We start from the raw sequence: 19,018 nt of genomic DNA on the forward strand, positions 1-19,018 counted from the left end.
GCTCGGGGCGGGGGGCGGTTAAAAATAACCCAAATTAATCCCTTGTTGTGGGCGGGGCGTATGCCGCTATGCCTATCCCGTTCCAGCCCCCCAGCTGCGCGGCTTTCGCCGCTCCCACAAACCATGTTTTCCAACCTGATCGAGCCCACCATGTCCGAAGCCAAGCGCCTGGCCGCCGAAAAAGCCATCGAATACGTCCAGAAGGGAATGATCGTCGGTGTCGGCACCGGCTCTACCGTTGCCTACTTCATCGAAGCCCTGGCCCGCATCAAGGACCAGATCGAGGGCGCGGTCTCCAGTTCCGACCAGAGCACCGCCCTGCTCAAGGGCCACGGCATCGAGGTGCTGGACCTGAACCACACCGGCGGCCTGTCGCTGTATGTGGACGGCGCCGACGAGTGCGACGGCAACAAGAACCTGATCAAGGGCGGCGGCGCAGCACTGACCCGCGAGAAGATCATCGCCGAGGCCAGCAAGCAGTTCGTCTGCATCGTCGACCCGAGCAAGCAGGTCAAGGTACTGGGCAAGTTCCCGCTGCCGGTGGAAGTGATCCCGATGGCACGCAGCCTGGTCGCCCGCGAAATCCTGGCCCTGACTGGCGGCCAGCCGGTATGGCGCGACGGCGTGGTCACCGACAACGGCAATCTGATTCTGGACGTGCACAACCTGTCCATCACCGACCCGGTGAAGCTGGAACAGCAGCTCAACCAGATTCCCGGCGTCGTTACCGTAGGTTTGTTCGCCCGCCGCCCGGCTGACGTGGTCATCATCGGCGGCGAGCCGCCGCAGGTGCTGTAAGCCAAGCCTGCAAAGCAGTTGCTTTGGCTTTGGCTTTGGCTTTGGCAGCTGCTCCAGCCTTGGCTTGTTGCTCTTCCCTTCTCCCGTTCACGGGAGAAGGTGCCCGAAGGGCGGATGAGGGGAAGCTTTTGACTTCCACCACACCTGCCTGAAGGCTCCCCTAGGAACCAGGTCCCCAACCATGCCCACATCCTTCCTGCGCACCCTCCTCACCCTTTCCCTGCTCGCCCTGGCCGGTTGCGCCAGCGCCGACGGCAAGCATTGGGTGGAACTGGCCGGCACCCGCTACAACGTGGAACTGGCGCAGAACGACGAAACCCGCGCCCGCGGGCTGATGTTCCGCGACCAGATGGAAGCCGACCACGGCATGCTGTTCGTCCACGACCGCGAGGAACCGCAGGCCTACTGGATGAAGAACACCAGGATCCCGCTCGACATCCTCTACTTCGACAGCCAGCGCCGCCTGGTCGGCCAGCAGCGCGATGTGCCGCCGTGTTCGGCCGGCGACATGTGCCCACCCTACCCCAGCTTCAATCCGGCCCTGTACGTGCTGGAGCTCAACGCCGGCCAGGCCGCCAAGCTCAAGCTGGAAGACGGCGCCGAGCTGACTTTCGGTCCGGGCATCGCCACCGGCAACTGACTGAAACACACAAATTGAACAGCGGCGCCCTTGAACCGGCGCCGCTTTGCCGCCAGTCTTGGGGGCATGTCTGAAACACGCATTACCCTGCCGCAGTGGGAAGAACTGGCCGGCTTGCCCGATGAGGCACTGCCGCTGCTGTCGACTGCCCTGCTGATCGCCCGCGACGAATACCCACAACTGGACCCGACCGCCTACGACCGCGTGCTGCAGGCCCATGCCGATCACCTGCGGGTGGAAGTGGACGCCATCGGCGAATGGCCGCTCAAGGTTGCCGCCATCAACAACCACCTGTTCAACGAGGTGGGTTACAGCGGTGACAACGACGAGTACTACGACCCTCGCAACAGCTACCTCAACGAGGTCTTCGAGCGCCGCCTGGGCAACCCGATTTCGCTGGCCCTGGTGCAGATTGAAGTCTCGCGCCGGCTCGGCCTGCCGCTGGAAGGCATTTCCTTCCCCGGTCACTTCCTGGTGCGGCTGCCGGTGGAAGACGGTGTACTGATCATGGACCCGTTCAACGGTGGTCGCCCGCTGGGTGTGGATGAACTACGCGAGCGCGCGCGCAGCAATCTGGGCGGTGAAACCCCGGACGACAGTGTGCTGGCGCAGATCCTGGACCCGGCCCCGCACCGCGCCATCCTGATGCGCATGCTGCGCAACCTCCACGGCGTCTACGCCGAACGCGGCGAATGGGACCGCGCCGCACGCAGCGCCGACCGCATCCTCAAGCTCGTCCCCGAGCAGGCCGATGCCGTACGTGATCGCGGCCTGGCCTATGTGCAGCTGGAGCATCTGGCCGGCGCCCGCGCCGACTTGGCGCGCTACCTGAAGATGGCGCCCGAGGCCGCCGATGCAGTCAGCATCCGCGAACGTCTGGTTGAGCTGGGTGGAGAAAGGCCGAGGCTGCATTGAGCCTGGCTTTGCCTTGCCTTTTGTAGGAGCGGCGTCAGCCGCGAAGCCACTGTGGCCTCCGAAGCCGGTAAAGAACATTCGCCAACCGAAGGATCGTCTTGGCGCTCCTCGAGCAAAAACCGCTGCTGCCGAAGTGCTGCGTTGATCGATGGCTACGGATGCCGCAGTGGCTTCGCGGCTTACGCCGCTCCTACAAACCGCAGGTTGCGCGGCTCAATCCAGCTCGACCATCTCGAAGTCATCCTTGGTCACGCCGCAGTCCGGGCAGGTCCAGGTGTCGGGCACGTCTTCCCAGCGCGTGCCGGGGGCGATGCCTTCTTCCGGCAAGCCGTCGGCCTCGCTGTAGATGAAGCCACAGACGACACACATCCAGTTGCGCAGGGTGGAGGCCGTAGCGTCGGACATCGGGGATAATCACCGGACAAAGAAGCGGCGTTGATTGTCACATTCCCCACGCCGTACCGGTAGCCATACATGACCCAGCTCGCCGACGCCCGTGGCGTCTACCTGATCACCCCCGACGAAACCGACAGTGCACGCCTGCTTGAGCGGGTCCGCCCTCTGCTGGCCGGCACCACCTGGCTGCAATACCGCAACAAGGCGGTCGATGCGCCTACCCGTCTGGCCCAGGCCACGGCGCTACAGGCGCTATGCGCCGCCGCTGGGGTGCCGCTGATCATCAATGATGACGTCAGCCTTGCCCGGCAAGTCGGCGCTGCCGGCGTGCATCTGGGTGAAGACGACGGCGACATTGCCGCTGCCCGGGCACTGCTCGGCCCGCAGGCCATCATTGGCGCATCCTGCTATGACGAGTTCGAGCGTGCCCAGCGCGCGGTTGCTGCTGGTGCCAGCTATGTGGCCTTCGGTGCCTTCTTCCCCAGCCGCAGCAAGGTCACACCGCGCCGCGCCAGTCCTGGGCTGCTGCGACAAAGCGCCGCACTCGGGGTGCCACGTGTGGCGATTGGCGGGTTGACCCCGGACAATAGTCGGCCTGTGGTGGACGCTGGTGCGAACCTGATTGCGGTGATCAGTGGTGTGTTCAGCGAGGCCGATTCGGTGGCGGCGCTTGAAGCTTATCGGGGTTGTTTCCAGACCGCATGACCTTGCAGGCCTCACCAATCTCTGCCTTCCCTTCTCCCGCTCGCGGGAGAAGAGCCTGCCCCCGCGAAGGCGGGGGTGCCCCGAAAGGGGCGGATGAGGGGAGCTTTTAACGTTCGCTCGCTAGAAGCTTCCCCTCACCCCAACCCCTCTCCCGTGAACGGGAGAGGGGCTAACGCAAAGCCCAGCTCTTCGTTGTTGTTGATACCTCAAAGGACTCACGCATGAACCACGACCAATCCCACGCCCTGTTCACGCGCGCACAGACGCTGCTGCCCGGTGGCGTCAACTCACCGGTGCGTGCGTTCAAGTCGGTCGGCGGCGAACCCTTCTTCGTGCAGCGCGCCGATGGCGCCTACCTGCATGACGTGGATGGCAACGCCTATATCGACTACGTCGGCTCCTGGGGCCCGATGATCGTCGGCCACAACCACCCGTCCGTGCGCGACGCCGTGCAGCAGGCCATCGGTAATGGGCTGTCGTTCGGCGCGCCGTGTGCGGCCGAAGTGACCATGGCCGAGACCATCACCCAACTGGTGCCGTCCTGCGAAATGGTGCGCATGGTCAACTCCGGTACCGAGGCCACGCTGTCGGCGATCCGTCTGGCGCGCGGCGCCACCGGCCGCAACAAGATCGTCAAGTTCGAAGGCTGCTACCACGGCCACGGTGACTCCTTCCTGGTCAAGGCCGGCAGCGGCATGCTGACCCTGGGCGTGCCGACCTCGCCGGGCGTACCGGCCGGGCTGAGCGAGCTCACCCTGACCCTGCCCTACAACGATTTCGAAGCCGCCACCGCTCTGTTCGAGCAGCAGGGCGCCGACATCGCCGGCCTCATCATCGAACCGGTGGTCGGCAACGCCAATTGCATCCCGCCGCGCGAGGGCTACCTGCAGCACCTGCGCGCACTGTGCACGCAGTACGGCACGCTGCTGATCTTCGACGAAGTGATGACCGGCTTCCGTGTTGCCCTGGGCGGCGCACAGGCGCATTACGGCATTACCCCGGACCTGAGCACCTTCGGCAAAATCATCGGCGGCGGCATGCCGGTGGGCGCCTATGGCGGCCGTCGCGAACTGATGTCGCAGATCGCCCCCGCCGGCCCGATCTACCAGGCCGGCACGCTGAGCGGCAATCCGGTGGCCATGGCTGCTGGGCTGGCGATGCTGCAGCTGGTGCAGGCACCGGGCTTCCACGAGCGCCTGACGGCGGCAACCAACACGCTCTGCGACGGTCTGGAAGCGGCAGCGCGCGATGCCGGCGTGGCGGTCACCACCACCCGCGTCGGCGGCATGTTCGGCCTGTTCTTCAGCAGCGAGAAGGTGGAGACCTATGCGCAGGCCATCGCCTGTGACATCAAGGCCTTCAACATCTTCTTCCACGCCATGCTCGAGCGCGGCGTGTTCCTGGCCCCCTCAGCCTACGAGGCCGGCTTCCTGTCCAGCGCACACGACGATACGGTGATCGAAGCCACGCTGGTTGCAGCACGCGAGGCGTTCAAGGTGGTTGCTGCAGGTTGATCAACCTGCAGCGACAATGATCGAAATAAAGCCCCTCTCCCGCCTGCGGGGTGAGAGGGGCAGCTTGCGAACCACAGGTTCGCTGCCCGTCGAACGCCATTGCGCCAGCGCAAGGGCCGGGGCGCGGAGCGGGGGTTGGGGTGAGGGCAGCTGTTGATCTGAAGCTTCTCGAACCCAAGATTCGAGCAGCTCATCAGCTCACCCAAAAACCAGCTTGCCCTTCATCATTCCCCAGTGCCCCGGGAACGAGCAGAAGAAGGTGTAGTCACCACCACGCGTCAACTTGCTGGTCGCAAAGCGCACCTGCGTGGTCTGCCCGCCACCGATCACCGGCGTGAACGCAATCACCCGCGCATCATTCTTCGGCAGATAGCTGTCTGCCAGCGTCGAACGCATACCGGCCGTGGCCACCTGCTGGAAATCCGGCGTACGCGTCAGCACCCAGTTATGCCCCATCGCCGTCGCCGGCATCCTGCCGGTGTGCTTCAAAGTGAGGTCCACCTGCGTGCAATCGGCGGCAACCCGGATCTGCGGCACGGAGAACTGCATGCGGTCATTGCTTTCGATGGTGACCGCACAGGTACGCGCCAGCGCAGGCGCGGCAGGCAACAGGCCGGCAAGGGCCAACAACAGCAGGCTGGAACGCTTCACGGTGAACTCCACGCTATGACAACTAAAGTGTCCTGATTCTAGGCAAATGTGTCTGATTTCACCTGTGACGCGATGTCGCAGGCTGCACACCGATGCCATGCCAGCGATACTGCAGCCCCGCCCCTGCCTTGCCATCAATGCAACGACCGCACGCATTACTGCTGGATTTCGACGGCCTGCTGGCCGATTACGACCATCGTATCCACCTGCGCCAGCTTGCCGACGCTGCCGGCTGCACGCCTGAGCAGGTGGATGCCGCGTTGCGCACGGACGGGCTTGAATTCGCCCATGCCCGCGGTGAACTGGATGGTGAGCAGTTGCTGCAGGCATTGAATCAACGCCTGGGCTACGCATTGGGTGCGCCGCACTGGCATACCGCACGACTCGCTGCGACCAAACTGCGCACCGATTGCACAGCAGTGCTGGAGCGCGTGCATGCGGATGTGCAGGTTGTGGTGCTGACCAACAATGGCCTGCTGACGCGGCCGGTGATCGAGCAGTTGCTGGCCGGCCGTCGTGTGCTGTGCAGCGCAGCGCTGGGCGTGCGCAAGCCGGACCCAGCAGCGTACCTGGCCGCCTGCGCGGCGCTTGGCTGTGCGCCTGGACGCAGCCTGTTCGTCGACCATCTATTCCGCAACGTACAGGGCGCGCGCGAAGCGGGACTGCATGCCGATACAGCGTTTCATGCACAGTCGCTACGACGCCTGCTCAAGCGCCATCACCTGCTGCGCTGACTTGGCTTCTCGGCTCGATTGAAATTCATTTGATATCCGTTGGCGACACTGGCCTCCCAAGCCACTGGAGCCACCGATGAACCTGCCCTCACGATTGTTGCTGTCCGTCCTGTTGCTGGCGCCGGCGTTGCCACAGCATGCATCAGCTGCAACCGACAAGGTACTGATCGTGGTCAGCGGCGAGGGCAAGGACGCCGGTAAACAGCGCCCCGGCTACGAATTCGATGAACTGTCGCAGGCCTGGTTGGTATTCAAGGCCAACGGCCTGCAGGTGGAGGTCGCCAGCCCCAAGGGAGGCGCGGTGGAGGCCGACAAATACGACCCGGACGAACCCTTCAACGCTGCCTTGCTGGCCGATGCGCAGGCAATGCGGCAATTGGCAGACACCAAGCCCACCACCGCGCTGAAGGCCTCCGACTACGCCGCGGTATATGTGGTCGGTGGCAAAGGCGCGATGTTCGACCTGCCCCGCGACCAGGCATTGCAGCAGTTTTTGGGCACGGTCTGGGACAACGGCGGCATCGTCGCCGCGGTCTGCCACGGTCCGGCCGCCTTGGCCGAGGTACGACTGGCCGATGGCAGCCTGCTCGTTGCGGGTCGCCAACTCACCGGCTTCAGCAATGAGGAGGAAGCGGTATTCGGCAAGAAGTGGGCATCCCAATTTCCGTGGCTGCTCGAAGACGCGCTGCGCCAGCGCGGCGCGCAGTGGCAGGAAGCACCCTTGATGATGCCGAAGCTGGTGGTGGATGGGCGCTTGATCACCGGCCAGAACCCCTACTCCACCACCGCCGTGGCAGAAGCCATCGTGCGCGCAACCGGCCGCACACCGGTCGCCCGCACACCATGGCGCGATGAAACCAGCATGGCCCTGGTGGAACGCCTGTTGAGCGGCGACGCGCAAGGCGCACGTGCTGCACTGGCGGCCCATACCTCGCGCCATCACGTTGAGCTAATCGGCATCCTCGGCTATTACCAGGCACAAGCCGCAGCCAACGATGCCGCCCTGGAGCAGGCCTTGCAGGTCATGGAATTGGCCTTGCCACACATGCAGGAGGCACAACTGAAACTTGCCGCTGCCCAAGCCCACCTCAAACTCAAGCGACCGGCACAGGCTCGCGCCCTGGTACTCCAGGCACTGGCAGCCAATCCCAAGCTGGAACAGGCTCAAGCCCTCCTGCAACAGATCGACGGTTGAACCATGCCCCTGCCTGCCCTGCGCATTCTGGTGATCGAGGACAACCGCCTGCTGCGCGACAACCTGCAGGCGCTGTTGTCCGCACATGGATTCCAGCCCAGCTTCGCCGCCGATGGCCGCAGCGGCCTGCAGATGGCATTGGTCGAACCACCGGACGTGCTGGTGCTGGATCTTGGCCTGCCCAGCCTTGACGGGCTGCAGGTCTGCCAGCGCCTGCGCGCCGAGTCCGACCGGCATGTCCCGATCCTGATGCTGACCGCACGCGATGCACTGGACGACCGCCTGCTCGGCTTCCGCAGCGGCGCCGATGACTACCTGATCAAGCCTTTCGCTGGCGAGGAACTGGTGGCCCGCTGCGTGGCCTTGTCGCAACGCCATCGCGCCGGGCGCGAACATGTGTTGTGCATTGGCAGCCTGCGGATCGATCGCCGCAGCCACGAGGTGCAGCGCCAGGGACAACGCATCGAGCTGCACCAGACCAGTTTCGACATCCTGCTTGCGCTGGCCGAAGCATGGCCGCGCACGCTGACCCGCAGCGAGCTGGTGCAACGCCTCTGGGGCGATACGCCACCCGATTCGGACCCATTGCGCACGCATCTCTATCTGTTGCGGCAAATGCTGGACAAACCTTTCGCCAGGCCAATGCTGAAGACCGTGCATGGCGTCGGCTTCCGCCTTGAGTCCGATGAGAGCGCGCCGTGATGAAACCATCCTCGACGCCACGCAAACGCCTGCGCAACCGGCTGATGCTGGCCTTCGCCAGCTTCACGCTGGTGGTAGCCACATTGTTTGGGCTGTACGTGGCAGTGTTCGCCTATGCGGTTGAAGACATGTTCTTCAATGGATTGCTGGAGCGCGAAGCCAGCGAGCAGCTGCAGCATCATGCGCAGACCGGTACGTGGAAAGCGCCGCGCGAATCATGGATGCAGGTGATCGAATCCGCGACGCAGCTGCCCGACAGCATCGCCAACACCCTTGCGCACGAGCCGCGTCGGCGAGAATTCCCGGGCAGCGACGGTCGCCACTACCATCTGCAGCGCCTGCAGCCTGATGCTGCTGCCGAACCGGCTTGGCTGTTGGCCGAGGTGAGCCAGTTGCTGGTTGTTCGGCCACAGCGCGCGGGTTTGTTGCAGCTGCTGGTCTGGTCTGGCGTGACGGTGATTGCGCTGGCTCTGCTGCTCGGCGCATGGCTGGCACGTCGCACTACCGCACCGCTGTCGCGGCTTGCCCAGCTCGTCGACAACGCCGGGCCCGATCACTTGCCTGCCGTGCATGCGCAGCGCTTTGCCGACGACGAAGTCGGCGTGCTGGCACGTGGGCTGGAGGCCTTGATCATCCGCATCCGTGCCTTCGTCATCCGCGAACGTGAGTTCACCCGCGATGCCAGCCATGAACTGCGCACGCCGTTGGCAGTCATACGCGGAACCACCGAACGTCTGACCCGTGATCCGTCGCTGTCGCCAGCGGCACAACAGGGGCTGTCACACATCCGCCAGTCCGCGCTACAGCTGGAGCAGACGGTCAGCATGCTGCTGGCGTTGGCACGCGAAAAAGCGCTGCCTGCCACTGGCGAGCCGAACCGATTGTTGCCGGTGATCGAGCGCGTGATTGTCGAGCAATCGCCACTGCTGGACGACAAGCAGATCGAGCTGGATATCGACGTCCCGTTTGCCGCAAACAGCACCCTGCCACTGGCAGTGTTGCAGGTATTGCTCGCCAACCTGATCGGCAATGCTTTCGCGCATACAGCGGCCGGCACGATACGCATCGCCGCTGAGGCCGAACAGCTTCGCATCACCAACCCCGGCGATGGCATCAGCAACCAGGCATTGGATGCCTTCAGCAAGGGAGCGAACAGCACTGGCTTCGGACTGGGCCTTTCTATCGTGTGCCGGCTTTGCGAGCAGCACGGCATTGCCTTGGACATCCGCCATGATGACGGACTGACGTCGGTCGCCTTCCCGCTCGTACCAGCGCCAGCCACGTCATGAAGACCCTTGTGCAGATTCTTCTGCTATGCGCCTCCATCTTGACGGCACCTTTTGCCGCTGCCGATGACGACACCCAACTGCACGCCGACATGCAGCGCATCATCGATGAAGAAGGCCTGCAAGGTGTGGTCTGGACTACCGTTACCGCAGATGGCCGCGCAGCCAATGGTGCCGCAGGCGTACGTGATGCAGTCACCCGCGCACCCATACAGGCCTCAACGCATGTACACGTTGGCTCGGTCACCAAGGCCGTGCTTGCCCTTGGTGTGCTGCGCATGATCAGCCAAGGTCGCCTTTCATTGGAGACACCGGTGACAAAGGTGGTTCCGGCAATCGGCTTTGATAATCCCTGGGAATCCACGCACCCGGTACGTGTGCGCCATCTGCTTGCGCATACAGCTGGCCTGGAGAACCTAAAACTCGGCCAGTTCTTCAGTCTCAAGGCTACCGCTGACGTGCCCTTGGCGATCGCATCGGGTACGGACCGCGCGCCGCTACGCGTCCTCAGCCAGCCTGGCAGCCGCTTCAGCTACTCCAACCTCGGCTATACCGTGCTTGGGCAGGTGATCGAGGCCGTCAGCGGTGAACGCTACGAAACCTGGATGGACCGGGAAGTGCTGGCCGCGCTGGGCATGCGAGACAGCACCTTCACCTACACCGCGCAGACCGGATCGCACGCAGACCCGCATCTTGCGATGGGCCACTTTGAACAGGCGCGTCCAGCACCGGCCGTGCCCACGTTTCTGCGCCCCGCCGCGCAACTGACCACCACCGCGGGTGACATGGCGCTGTTTGCCGGCTTCCTGCTTGGCGACGGCAGCAATGCGGGGCAGCCCTTCATCGCAATGGAGCTGATGAAGGCGTTGACCGCGCCGGCTGGAACCGAGGCCATGCGCGCTGGCCTGCCACTCGGTCATGGGCTGGTGCTGGTCGGGCGCGACCGGCACGGTCAGGTGGGCGGCTGCCATCCCGGCAATACCGTCGGCTACTGGGCGATGCTGTGCGTGTTTCCGCAGCAGCGCAGCGCTTTCTTCGTTGCCACCAACACCGACAACGAAGACGCCCAGAACGAACGACTCAACCAGCGGCTTGTCGCGGCACTGGCACTGCCGCCCATCGCTCCGGCGCACGCCGCTTCGCCCATTCAAACTTCGCTGTCAGAGTGGGACGGCCTATACGTCCGCTCACCGCAGGCAATGCCTGCGATCGCTCCGCTGCAGGCGCTGACGGAATTCGTTCGCGTGGACACGCTCGGGGGCAAACTCCGCCTACGCTCGCTGTCCAGAGATGCACAACTGCTGCAGCCGCTCGGCAATCGGCTGTTCCGCGCGGACGGACGGGTCCTGCCCTCACATGTACTGTTGATTGGTGAAGATGGTCAACCTGTCCTGAGCGACGGGCTGCGCAGCCATGTGCAGGTTCCTGCCTGGCGCATCATTGTGCCCGGGCTGCTGCTGTCCATTGCCATCGTCGGCGTTGTCATCATGATGTTGGCCGGTGCTATGTTCGCGATCCGCGGAAGGCTGCGCTGGCAGAACCCGATTTTCCTGCCTTTCCTGGCTGGTGCAGCCTGGCTGCTGCCAATCGCTTTGCTCTATCGGCAATCCCTGCTGGAGCTGGGTGACCGGACTGTGGCGAGCATCACGCTGGCCAGCGCGAGCTTGCTGCTGCCGCTGGCGCTGGTAGCAGGAACGGCAGTGGGGCTGCATGGATGGCGACGCGCCGAGCGCGGTACGCGGCTGCTGACAGCATGCCTGTTGGCGACCCTGCCCGGCGTTGGACTGCTGGTTGCATGGCAGTTGCTGCCATTGCGGCTGTGGCTGCTGTAAATGCCAGCGTCCCGACCTTTGTACTGACTCAAACCGCAGATACACGATGCCCCCGAGTGACCGCTACACGCGGGACAGGTCGGGGGCATCAGGTTTTCGCAGCGCGGGGCTCGCCAGTGCTATGGCTTATTTCAGCTGCGTGAGGCCATGTACGCCGCAATCGCCTCGCGCACACGCTTCAGGCCTTCGGCCACTTCTTCATCGGTGATGTTCAGCGCCGGCACGAAGCGCAGCACGCTGGTGCCAGCCTGCAGGATCAGCACCTGCTTTTCAGCCGCCAGATCCAGCAGCACGCCGATGTCAGCCACGTAGTCGGGCTTGAGCACCGCACCCAGCATCAGGCCCATGCCACGTACCTGTTCGAACACGCCGAACTCTGCGCCGATGGCTTCCAGACCGGCCTTCAACGCGGCCGACTGGCGCACGACATTGGCCTTGATCTCGTCGGACGACAGCTTGCGCAGCGCCACGCGGGCAACTGCGGCAGCCAGCGGGTTGCCACCGAAGGTGCTGCCGTGCGCACCAACGCTCATCACATCGGCAACCTTGGGACCGGCCAGCATCGCGCCAATCGGGAAACCACCGCCCAGCGCCTTGGCGAGAGTGACGATGTCCGGGGTCACGCCCCAGTTCCAATGTGCGAACAGCTCACCGGTACGGCCCATGCCGACCTGGATTTCATCCAGCACCATCAGCGCATCGTGCTGGTCGCACAGCTCGCGGGCGCGGCGCATGAACTCGGCACTGGCCGGCATCACCCCGCCCTCGCCCTGCACCGGCTCGAACATCACCGCGGCAACATCGCCAGCGGCCATCGCTGCTTCAAGCTGGGCGACATCATTGAAATCGACATAGCGGAAGCCACCGGGCAGCGGCTCGTAGCCTTCCTGATACTTCGGCTGGGCGGTGGCGGTGACCGTGGCCAGGGTGCGGCCGTGGAAGCTGCCGCGGAAGGTGACGATGAAACGCTTCTCCGGGCCACGGCCCTGCGCGCTGGCCCACTTGCGTACCAGCTTGATCGCCACTTCATTGGCTTCGGCGCCGGAATTGCACAGGAATACACGCTTGGCAAAACGCGAGGCATCCACCAGCTCCTGCGCCAGGTGCAGCGGCGGCTCGCTGTAGAACATGTTGCTGGTATGCCACAGCTTGTCGGCCTGCTCGAACAGCGCCGCCTTCAGGTCCGGGTTGTTGTGGCCCAGGCTGCACACCGCGATGCCGGCGGCCAGGTCGATGAACTCGCGGCCCTGCGTATCCCACAGTCGCGCGCCCTGGCCTCGCTCCAGCACCAGCTGGCGCGGGCGGTAGACCGGCAGGTAGTAATTGGACAGGGACAACAGCGGCTCGACGACAGCGGTCATGGCGTTCCAGATCAGTGGGTGTGAACGGTCCATTGTCCTCCATTCCGCGGGCCTGCGGCACAATGGGCACATGCGACTGTTCTCTGCCCCCCAACTGAACCCGGCCACCGACAGCGGTTGGCGCCGCCGTTGGTTCGACATCATCCACCGCACCGACACCCCGCCCTCGCGGCGGTTCGACCTGCTGCTGGTCTGGGCCATCCTCGCCAGCGTGCTGGTGGTGATGTTCGACAGCGTGCAGCGCATCCACGTGGCCTGGGCCACCGGCTTCTACATCGTCGAGTGGGGTTTTACCCTGCTGTTCACCGCCGAGTACGTGCTGCGCCTGCTGGTGGTACGGCGGCCGCTGCGCTATGCGTTCAGCATCTGGGGCATCATCGACCTGCTGGCAATCCTGCCTTCCTATATTTCCTTCTTCATCCCCGGCACCCAGAGCCTGCTGGTGGTGCGGGTGCTACGCCTGCTACGGGTGTTCCGCATCCTCAAGTTGACCCGCTACATCGAGGAGAGTGGCGTGCTGATGGCGGCGCTATGGCGCAGCCGCCGCAAGATCCTGCTGTTCCTGTCGATGGTAGTGACCATCGCCATCATCGCCGGCGCGCTGATGTATGTGGTCGAAGGCCCGCAATACGGCTTCAGCAACATCCCCGCCAGCATGTACTGGGCGGTGGTGACGATGGCCACGGTGGGCTTTGGCGACATCGTCCCGCACACCACCCTGGGCCGCTTCATCACCTCGGTACTGATCCTGATCGGCTACAGCATCCTGGCCGTGCCGACCGGTATCTACACCGCCGAGCTGGCCGGCAACATGCTGCGCGAGAACCGTCGCGACAACCGCGGCTGCACGGTCTGCGGGCATGAAGGGCACGAGTTCAAGGCGCAGTACTGCAATCGCTGCGGGCATGTGCTGCCGGAGCACATCGAGCATTGAGCCGCTCCGCGCAGGTTGTTGGGGCGGCGGTAGTTCCGAGCCATGCTCGGCAGGGGCCTTATCGGAAATGCTGCTGCCGAAGATGGCTAGACACTACAGGTGGGCTCTACCGGTAAAGCCTCTGCCGAGCATGGCTCGGCACTACAGGTGAGGCTTTAACGGGAAAGCCCCATGCCGAGCATGGCTCGGCACTACAGGTGAGGCCTTCCCGCCTTGGGGAAGCAATCAGAGAAACAGATCCGGCATCAGCGGCCGTGTCGGGTCCATCGCGTAGCCCGACAAATCGGTGATGCCCGCCTCCGCCAGCACCTCGTCGTCCAACAGGAACTGTCCGCTGAAGCCAGCCGCGGTCCGGGTCAGCACCGCGTGCGCTGCGTCAGCCATGATCTCCGGTTTGCGGCAGCCGCCCACATCCACGCCCGGAATCATGTTGATCGCGTCGGTGGCGATCACTGTACGCGGCCACAAGGCATTGACCGCAACGCCTTGACGACCAAACTCAGCCGCCAGACCCAGGGTGACGAAACTCATGCCCATCTTGGCCAAGGTGTAGCCGGTGTGCGGGCCCCACCATTTCGGGTCGAGGCTGGGCGGCGGTGCCAGGGTGAGGATGTGCGGGTTCGGTGCCTGCAGCAGATGCGGCAAACAGGCCTGCGCGCACAGGAAGCTGCCGCGCGAATTGACCTGCTGCATCAGGTCGAAACGCTTCATCGGCGTATCCAGGGTGCCGCGCAGCCAGATCGCCGAGGCGTTGTTGACCAGGATGTCGATGCCACCAAAGGTGTCCACGGTCGCAGCCACCGCCGCATTGACCTGGTCTTCTTCGCGGATGTCGCACTTCAGCGCCAGACCCTGGCCACCTGCCGCTCTGACGGCCTCTGCAGCGGTATGGATGGTGCCCGGCAACTTGGGATTGGCGACCGCCGACTTGGCGGCAATGGCGACATTGGCACCGTCGCGCGCGGCGCGCAGGGCGATGGCCAGACCGATGCCACGCGAGGCTCCAGTGATGAAAAGGGTCTTGCCTTGCAAGCTGCTCATGCACACTCCGGGACCGGTAAGAAAGCAACCCGCATTATGCCGATACCTGCACCCACGCACAGTCCTGAGGGTTGCTCGAGGTTCGACACTCAGGGTTCATGTGTCCTGCCGATACTGGTGCGATATCGCGCAAGGATTCCCGATGAAGACACTGCACCTCACAGCTACGTTGCTGCTCGCCCTTGGCCTTGCCGCCTGCCAGAAGCCTCCCCTCCCTGCCGAGGTGCCTGCGGCTGCCCCGGATGTCACCGCGCAGACCACGGGACTGGGCGAAGAAGCTGCCCGCATTGGCCCCAATGCAGTGTGGACGGGCTCGGTTGAATCCTGCCGTACCGACACCGCAGCCGACAACTGCCTGCTGCAGGTGATGCGCAGCGGTGGTGCTTCGCCTGCCGCTTTGACAGCTGCCAGTACCTTGTCCGCGCAGGGCAAGCCCGGCTATGTCACCGCATGGCAGAACGTCGAAGGTATCGGCGTGGCCACGCTGGAATTCCCGTTCCGCGCCAATACCAACGAAGGTACCTGGCTGGTGGATGCCAATGGTCAAGCCATCGACGTGGACGAAGAAGTGCTGGATGACACAGCACGCGGCTCGGATGCCTACAAGGCGTTCGCCAGCAAACACCCCGACTCCGGCCCGTTCGCACCTGCGCTGGCCGCCGGCACTGAAGCGCTACCCGATGGCGGTGTGCGCCTGCGGTTCACCGCGCCACTGCGCAGTTGCCATGCCTGTGCCGACGATGGGCAGGTGACCATCGGATACGACTTCGACAGCAAGCGCAGCTTCAAAGGCAAGCAGTTGATCGAACTGCGCTGAGCCTGCGCAGATTGCCGGGGGTAATGCTGGCCAGAGACTCCACCCAGCGCTGGAACATGCAGCTCAACCCGGCCCGGGCACCACCATGCGCCGCGCATAACGCTCCAGCAGGCGCGGCACGACGAGCCGGTGCAGCGGCGCAACCGGCAACATGTACAGCCGGCCAAACGGCCGGTGCAGATGAACCACAGTGCTCACCTGCAGCTGGCAGCTGTCATGGCCGGGGCCGAGCTCTACTGACAGTTCGACGCGCAGATGACGGTCGCTGTCGCCCAGTACCACGCCATCGGTAGTCAACGCCCGCACGGTGAATATCCCTAGCCTGTCACCAACCACCAGCCCTTCCGGTGCATGCACCGGCACGCTGCGGATCGCGCCCAGGTGCTTCATTCCCAGTAGACGCATGCCTGCATTGCGCAGCCGCATCAGGCCATCGAACCAAGCCGGCACCTGCCGGGCGATGTCCAGATAGGCCTGTACGGCACTGTCCGGCCGGCGCACCAGCTTGATCCGTGAGGCATGTGCGAAATGACTGCCTGGCAGCAGCGGGTACAGCAACGCGCCAGCACAGATCCCGACCTCATCCGCCCGCACACCACGACTCAAGGCTTTGGCCCCTGCCCTTCGTTGTCTTCCCAATGCAGGATGCGGCGGGTGACGAAGCGGTAGACCGGCTTACCGGTGGCAAACCACAACTCGCGGACCCACGAGTGCCGCTTGAGCAGGCGCAGCTCCACCGGCGTCAGCGCCTGCCGGCAGTACATGCGCTTGTGCTTGAGCAGGTGGCGCAGGTCTTCGCGCGCCAACAACCGCATCCAGCGCGAGCGCGGGTTGCCGCATACCGCCAGCTGGAAGTCGATCAGCGCCGGCGAGCCGTCCTCGCGCACCAGCCAGTTCGCTTCCTTGGCCAGGTCGTTGTGGGCGATGCCGTGCCGGTGCACGCGTTGCAGCAGGCGCCGTGCGGCGCGGAAATAGGCTAGGTCGCCATGCGGTGGACGCTGATACATGGCCGCACCTTCCATATAACTGCGGTCCAACCAATGCCCATCCCACGCCAACAGGCGCGGAGTTGCCTCCATGCCATCAAGTTTGGCCAGCGCGCGCGCCTCACGTCGGGCGAGCCACCAGGCCGGCAGCCGCAACCACAAGGGCGTCGCCCCGAGGTCGCGGCGCACGAAGCGCCCTTGCGGGCTTTCAATCAACAGGATTCGTCCGAAGCTGTCAGCTTTCAGCGCGGTGACAGGTGCGGGTGCAGAGTCATTCATCCCGACATTCTAGTCGTCAGCACGCCATTCACTGAGCGGCATCGTAGGTGAACAAGTGCCACTGCAATCGACTGAACCGATGCTGCTGCCATCGGTCTGACTCAGGCTTCCCTTTATAATCGGCCGATGAATTCTTCCTGGATCGACGCCACGCTTGCGTGGATCGCCGCCAACCCCGTCCTTGCTGGCATGGCGATCTTCGCCATCGCCTTCTGCGATGCCGTGATCATTCTCGGCGCCATCGTGCCGGCATTGCCGCTGATGATCGCGGTAGGTGTCTTGATCGGCATGGGCGAGTTGTCCGGCCCGTATGCGGTGATATGCGCCACCTTGGGCGCCTTTGCCGGCGACGGCTTGAGCTATTGGGTGGGCCGCCGCTGGGGTGACCGCCTGCGTGGCGTGTGGCCGTTCAGCCGTTACCCACAGCTGCTGGACCGTGGCGAAGTCATGTTCCGCCGCAATGCGTTCAAGAGCATCCTGATCGCCCGCTATGTGGGTGCGATCCGGCCATTTGTTCCGGCCATCGCCGGCATGGCCAACATGCGTTTCGTCAGCTATCTCAAGGCCAGCGGCCTGGCCTGCCTGTCCTGGGCGATCCTGTTCCTGCTGCCCGGCTGGGCGCTGGGCCAGGCCTATGATGCGGTGGCCGCAGTTGCCGGGCGCCTGTTCCTGGTGGTTGCCCTGTTGGGCACCCTGCTGGGCCTGGTCTGGGCAATCGTGCTCTATAGCTACCGCTGGTCGGCGACACGCATGGATGGATGGCTGGCCCGCCTGCTGGCCTGGTCGCACCGCCACCCGCGTTTCATCGGCCACTCCTTGAGTGACCTGTTCGACCCCAAGCGCCGTGAATCGGTACCGCTGGCGATGCTGGCGCTGATGCTGCTGGTGTTGGGTTGGGGTTGGTTTGCCTTGTTGATGGTGGTGGTCGGCCACGGCGAGCCGCTGGCCCTGGACCTGGCCGTGCACCGTTTGATGCTGGCCCTGCGCAATCCGCTGGCCGACTACCCGATGGCCGCGCTGGCTTCGCTGGGCGACTGGCAGGTGCTGTTGCCCGCCATCGCTGCGGGCATGGGTTACCTGGCTTGGCGGCGGCGCTGGATGGCGGTCTTCCATTGGCTGGCGGCGCTGGCCTTCGGCCTGGCGCTGACCAAGCTGCTGGGTGCCACCGTCGACGTGGTGCGACCACCGGCCGCCAGCAGCGGCTTTGGCTTCCCGTCGGTGGCGGTGACCATGGCCACCATCACCTTCGGCTTCTTTGCCGTGCTGATCGGCCGCGAACTGCCGGGGCGCACCCGCGTCTGGCCCTACCTGCTGTCCGGTGCGGTGGTCACGGTGATCGGCTTTGCCCGCATCTACCTGGGCGCGCACTGGCTCAGCGACGTGATCGGCGGCATGTTGTTCGGCGTGTTCTGGCTGCTGGTCCTGGGCGTGGCCTATCGCCGCCGCTTCAACCGCTCGTTCTGGGTCAAGCCGGTGGCCTGGCTGTTCTATGGCGTGTTCGTGATTGCCGGGCTTTGGTATGCGCCGCGCAACGTGCCGGCCAAGCTGACCAAGTTCGAGCCTGCGGCAGCCAGCATCGTGCAGATGGACGCCTCGCATTGGTGGCAGGACGGTTGGCACGAGCTGCCTGCTCGCCGCAACGATTTCGATGACGATCAACGCTGGCCGCTGGACGTACAGGTTGCAGGGCCGTTGCCCGCATTGCAGGCACAGCTCGAGCGCAATGGCTGGACCCGGCAGACCCAGGCTGGTTGGCAGCAGGCATTGATGATGCTGGACATGAAGGCCACGCCGCAGCAGGTGCCGGTATTGCCGGCAACGCTGGATACCAACGTCGAGGCGCTGTTGATGCTGCATCCGGGCGCGCGTCCGGATGAAATCCATGCACTGCGGCTGTGGCCTTCCACCGTCCAACTGCAACCTGGGCAGGCACCGGTATGGCTGGGCAGCGCGCAGACCCTGCGTTACCAGCGACACCTGAAGCTGTTCGGCATGTGGCGGCCGCTGCGTGGCGTTGACCCGGCACTGGACACACTCAAGCAATCGCTGGATGGCCTGCAAACCCAGCAACAGGTGCAGCCGGAGACGGGTTTGCCGCTGTTGATGATCCGCGCCGAGCCAACACCGTAAGGACGCTGTAGTGGGGGGGGGGGGGCGCCGCCGGCGGCGGGGCCGGCGCTGCGTCCCCCGGGAAGGGACCGGGAAACAGGCACCGGGAAGCCGCCCGAAGAA

The 19,018-nt window shown here is 64.5% G+C and carries 19 protein-coding genes; 13 read left to right on the forward strand and 6 right to left on the reverse strand.

The window, feature by feature from the left end; translation table 11 throughout:
* The first annotated feature begins 150 nt into the window (after positions 1-150).
* The 3 genes from rpiA (at position 151) to ACVOLL_RS19755 (ending at position 2,353) form a co-directional block, all read left to right on the forward strand.
* Positions 151-798 carry a ribose-5-phosphate isomerase RpiA gene (gene rpiA / locus ACVOLL_RS19745; protein ID WP_282273207.1) on the forward strand — a complete coding sequence of 216 codons (648 nt, stop codon included), beginning with the start codon at positions 151-153 and terminating at the stop codon, positions 796-798.
* 181 nt (positions 799-979) lie between these two features.
* A complete protein-coding gene (locus tag ACVOLL_RS19750; protein WP_481514441.1) occupies positions 980-1,438 on the forward strand; it encodes a DUF192 domain-containing protein in 459 nt (152 codons plus the stop codon).
* Between the two features lie 66 nt (positions 1,439-1,504).
* Positions 1,505-2,353 carry a SirB1 family protein gene (locus ACVOLL_RS19755; protein WP_481514442.1) on the forward strand — a complete coding sequence of 283 codons (849 nt, stop codon included), beginning with the start codon at positions 1,505-1,507 and terminating at the stop codon, positions 2,351-2,353.
* Between the two features lie 213 nt (positions 2,354-2,566).
* On the opposite strand, the gene ACVOLL_RS19760 is transcribed toward ACVOLL_RS19755, so the two are convergent.
* Positions 2,567-2,758 (reverse strand): rubredoxin, encoded by a 192-nt coding sequence (locus tag ACVOLL_RS19760; RefSeq protein WP_303747299.1) that lies wholly within the window; start codon positions 2,756-2,758, stop codon positions 2,567-2,569.
* Between the two features lie 69 nt (positions 2,759-2,827).
* Here ACVOLL_RS19760 and thiE point away from each other — a divergent pair, with 69 nt between their 5' ends.
* Together thiE and hemL are read left to right on the forward strand one after the other, a co-directional pair.
* A complete protein-coding gene (gene thiE / locus ACVOLL_RS19765; protein WP_481514443.1) occupies positions 2,828-3,454 on the forward strand; it encodes a thiamine phosphate synthase in 627 nt (208 codons plus the stop codon).
* 221 nt (positions 3,455-3,675) lie between these two features.
* A complete protein-coding gene (gene hemL / locus ACVOLL_RS19770) occupies positions 3,676-4,968 on the forward strand; it encodes a glutamate-1-semialdehyde 2,1-aminomutase (protein WP_481514444.1) in 1,293 nt (430 codons plus the stop codon).
* Between the two features lie 198 nt (positions 4,969-5,166).
* Here the strand turns inward: hemL and azu are convergent, their stop codons facing one another.
* The gene (gene azu, locus ACVOLL_RS19775) at positions 5,167-5,619 is read right to left on the reverse strand and encodes an azurin (RefSeq protein ID WP_282271671.1); all 453 of its coding nucleotides are present in this window, start codon (positions 5,617-5,619) and stop codon (positions 5,167-5,169) included.
* Positions 5,620-5,756: 137 nt separating this feature from the next.
* On the opposite strand from azu, the gene ACVOLL_RS19780 reads away from it, so the two are divergent.
* The 5 genes from ACVOLL_RS19780 (at position 5,757) to ACVOLL_RS19800 (ending at position 11,368) form a co-directional block, all read left to right on the forward strand.
* The gene (locus ACVOLL_RS19780) at positions 5,757-6,353 is read left to right on the forward strand and encodes an HAD-IA family hydrolase (protein ID WP_481514445.1); all 597 of its coding nucleotides are present in this window, start codon (positions 5,757-5,759) and stop codon (positions 6,351-6,353) included.
* Positions 6,354-6,429: 76 nt separating this feature from the next.
* Positions 6,430-7,548, forward strand: coding sequence for a type 1 glutamine amidotransferase domain-containing protein (locus ACVOLL_RS19785; RefSeq protein WP_481514446.1), 1,119 nt, complete (start codon positions 6,430-6,432; stop codon positions 7,546-7,548).
* A 3-nt stretch (positions 7,549-7,551) separates the two neighbouring features.
* Positions 7,552-8,250, forward strand: a complete 699-nt coding sequence (locus tag ACVOLL_RS19790) for a response regulator transcription factor (protein WP_481514447.1) — start codon at positions 7,552-7,554, stop codon at positions 8,248-8,250.
* Positions 8,250-9,539, forward strand: a complete 1,290-nt coding sequence (locus tag ACVOLL_RS19795; RefSeq protein ID WP_481514448.1) for a sensor histidine kinase — start codon at positions 8,250-8,252, stop codon at positions 9,537-9,539. The genes ACVOLL_RS19790 and ACVOLL_RS19795 overlap by 1 nt, the downstream gene beginning before the upstream one ends.
* A complete protein-coding gene (locus ACVOLL_RS19800; RefSeq protein ID WP_481514449.1) occupies positions 9,536-11,368 on the forward strand; it encodes a serine hydrolase domain-containing protein in 1,833 nt (610 codons plus the stop codon). Before ACVOLL_RS19795 ends, ACVOLL_RS19800 begins: the two co-directional genes overlap by 4 nt.
* Positions 11,369-11,499: 131 nt before the next feature.
* Here the strand turns inward: ACVOLL_RS19800 and ACVOLL_RS19805 are convergent, their stop codons facing one another.
* Positions 11,500-12,729 (reverse strand): acetylornithine transaminase, encoded by a 1,230-nt coding sequence (locus ACVOLL_RS19805; protein ID WP_481514456.1) that lies wholly within the window; start codon positions 12,727-12,729, stop codon positions 11,500-11,502.
* Between the two features lie 70 nt (positions 12,730-12,799).
* Here ACVOLL_RS19805 and ACVOLL_RS19810 point away from each other — a divergent pair, with 70 nt between their 5' ends.
* Complete coding sequence (locus ACVOLL_RS19810; protein ID WP_481514450.1) at positions 12,800-13,663, forward strand: ion transporter; 864 nt, start codon at positions 12,800-12,802, stop codon at positions 13,661-13,663.
* A 225-nt stretch (positions 13,664-13,888) separates the two neighbouring features.
* Here the strand turns inward: ACVOLL_RS19810 and ACVOLL_RS19815 are convergent, their stop codons facing one another.
* A complete protein-coding gene (locus ACVOLL_RS19815) occupies positions 13,889-14,704 on the reverse strand; it encodes an SDR family oxidoreductase (RefSeq protein WP_481514451.1) in 816 nt (271 codons plus the stop codon).
* Positions 14,705-14,846: 142 nt separating this feature from the next.
* Here ACVOLL_RS19815 and ACVOLL_RS19820 point away from each other — a divergent pair, with 142 nt between their 5' ends.
* Positions 14,847-15,521 carry a hypothetical protein gene (locus tag ACVOLL_RS19820; RefSeq protein ID WP_481514452.1) on the forward strand — a complete coding sequence of 225 codons (675 nt, stop codon included), beginning with the start codon at positions 14,847-14,849 and terminating at the stop codon, positions 15,519-15,521.
* Positions 15,522-15,584: 63 nt separating this feature from the next.
* Here the strand turns inward: ACVOLL_RS19820 and ACVOLL_RS19825 are convergent, their stop codons facing one another.
* Both ACVOLL_RS19825 and ACVOLL_RS19830 read right to left on the reverse strand, forming a co-directional pair.
* Positions 15,585-16,127 (reverse strand): DUF2867 domain-containing protein, encoded by a 543-nt coding sequence (locus ACVOLL_RS19825; RefSeq protein ID WP_481514453.1) that lies wholly within the window; start codon positions 16,125-16,127, stop codon positions 15,585-15,587.
* Entirely contained in the window at positions 16,124-16,786 is a 663-nt protein-coding gene (locus ACVOLL_RS19830) for a protein kinase family protein (protein ID WP_481514454.1), read from the reverse strand. The genes ACVOLL_RS19825 and ACVOLL_RS19830 overlap by 4 nt, the downstream gene beginning before the upstream one ends.
* A gap of 126 nt (positions 16,787-16,912) precedes the next feature.
* Between ACVOLL_RS19830 and ACVOLL_RS19835 the strand changes: the two genes are divergently transcribed.
* Entirely contained in the window at positions 16,913-18,916 is a 2,004-nt protein-coding gene (locus ACVOLL_RS19835; protein ID WP_481514455.1) for a bifunctional DedA family/phosphatase PAP2 family protein, read from the forward strand.
* Positions 18,917-19,018: the final 102 nt, after the last annotated feature.

The sequence above is a fragment of the Stenotrophomonas sp. STEN035 genome (genome assembly GCF_056759935.1).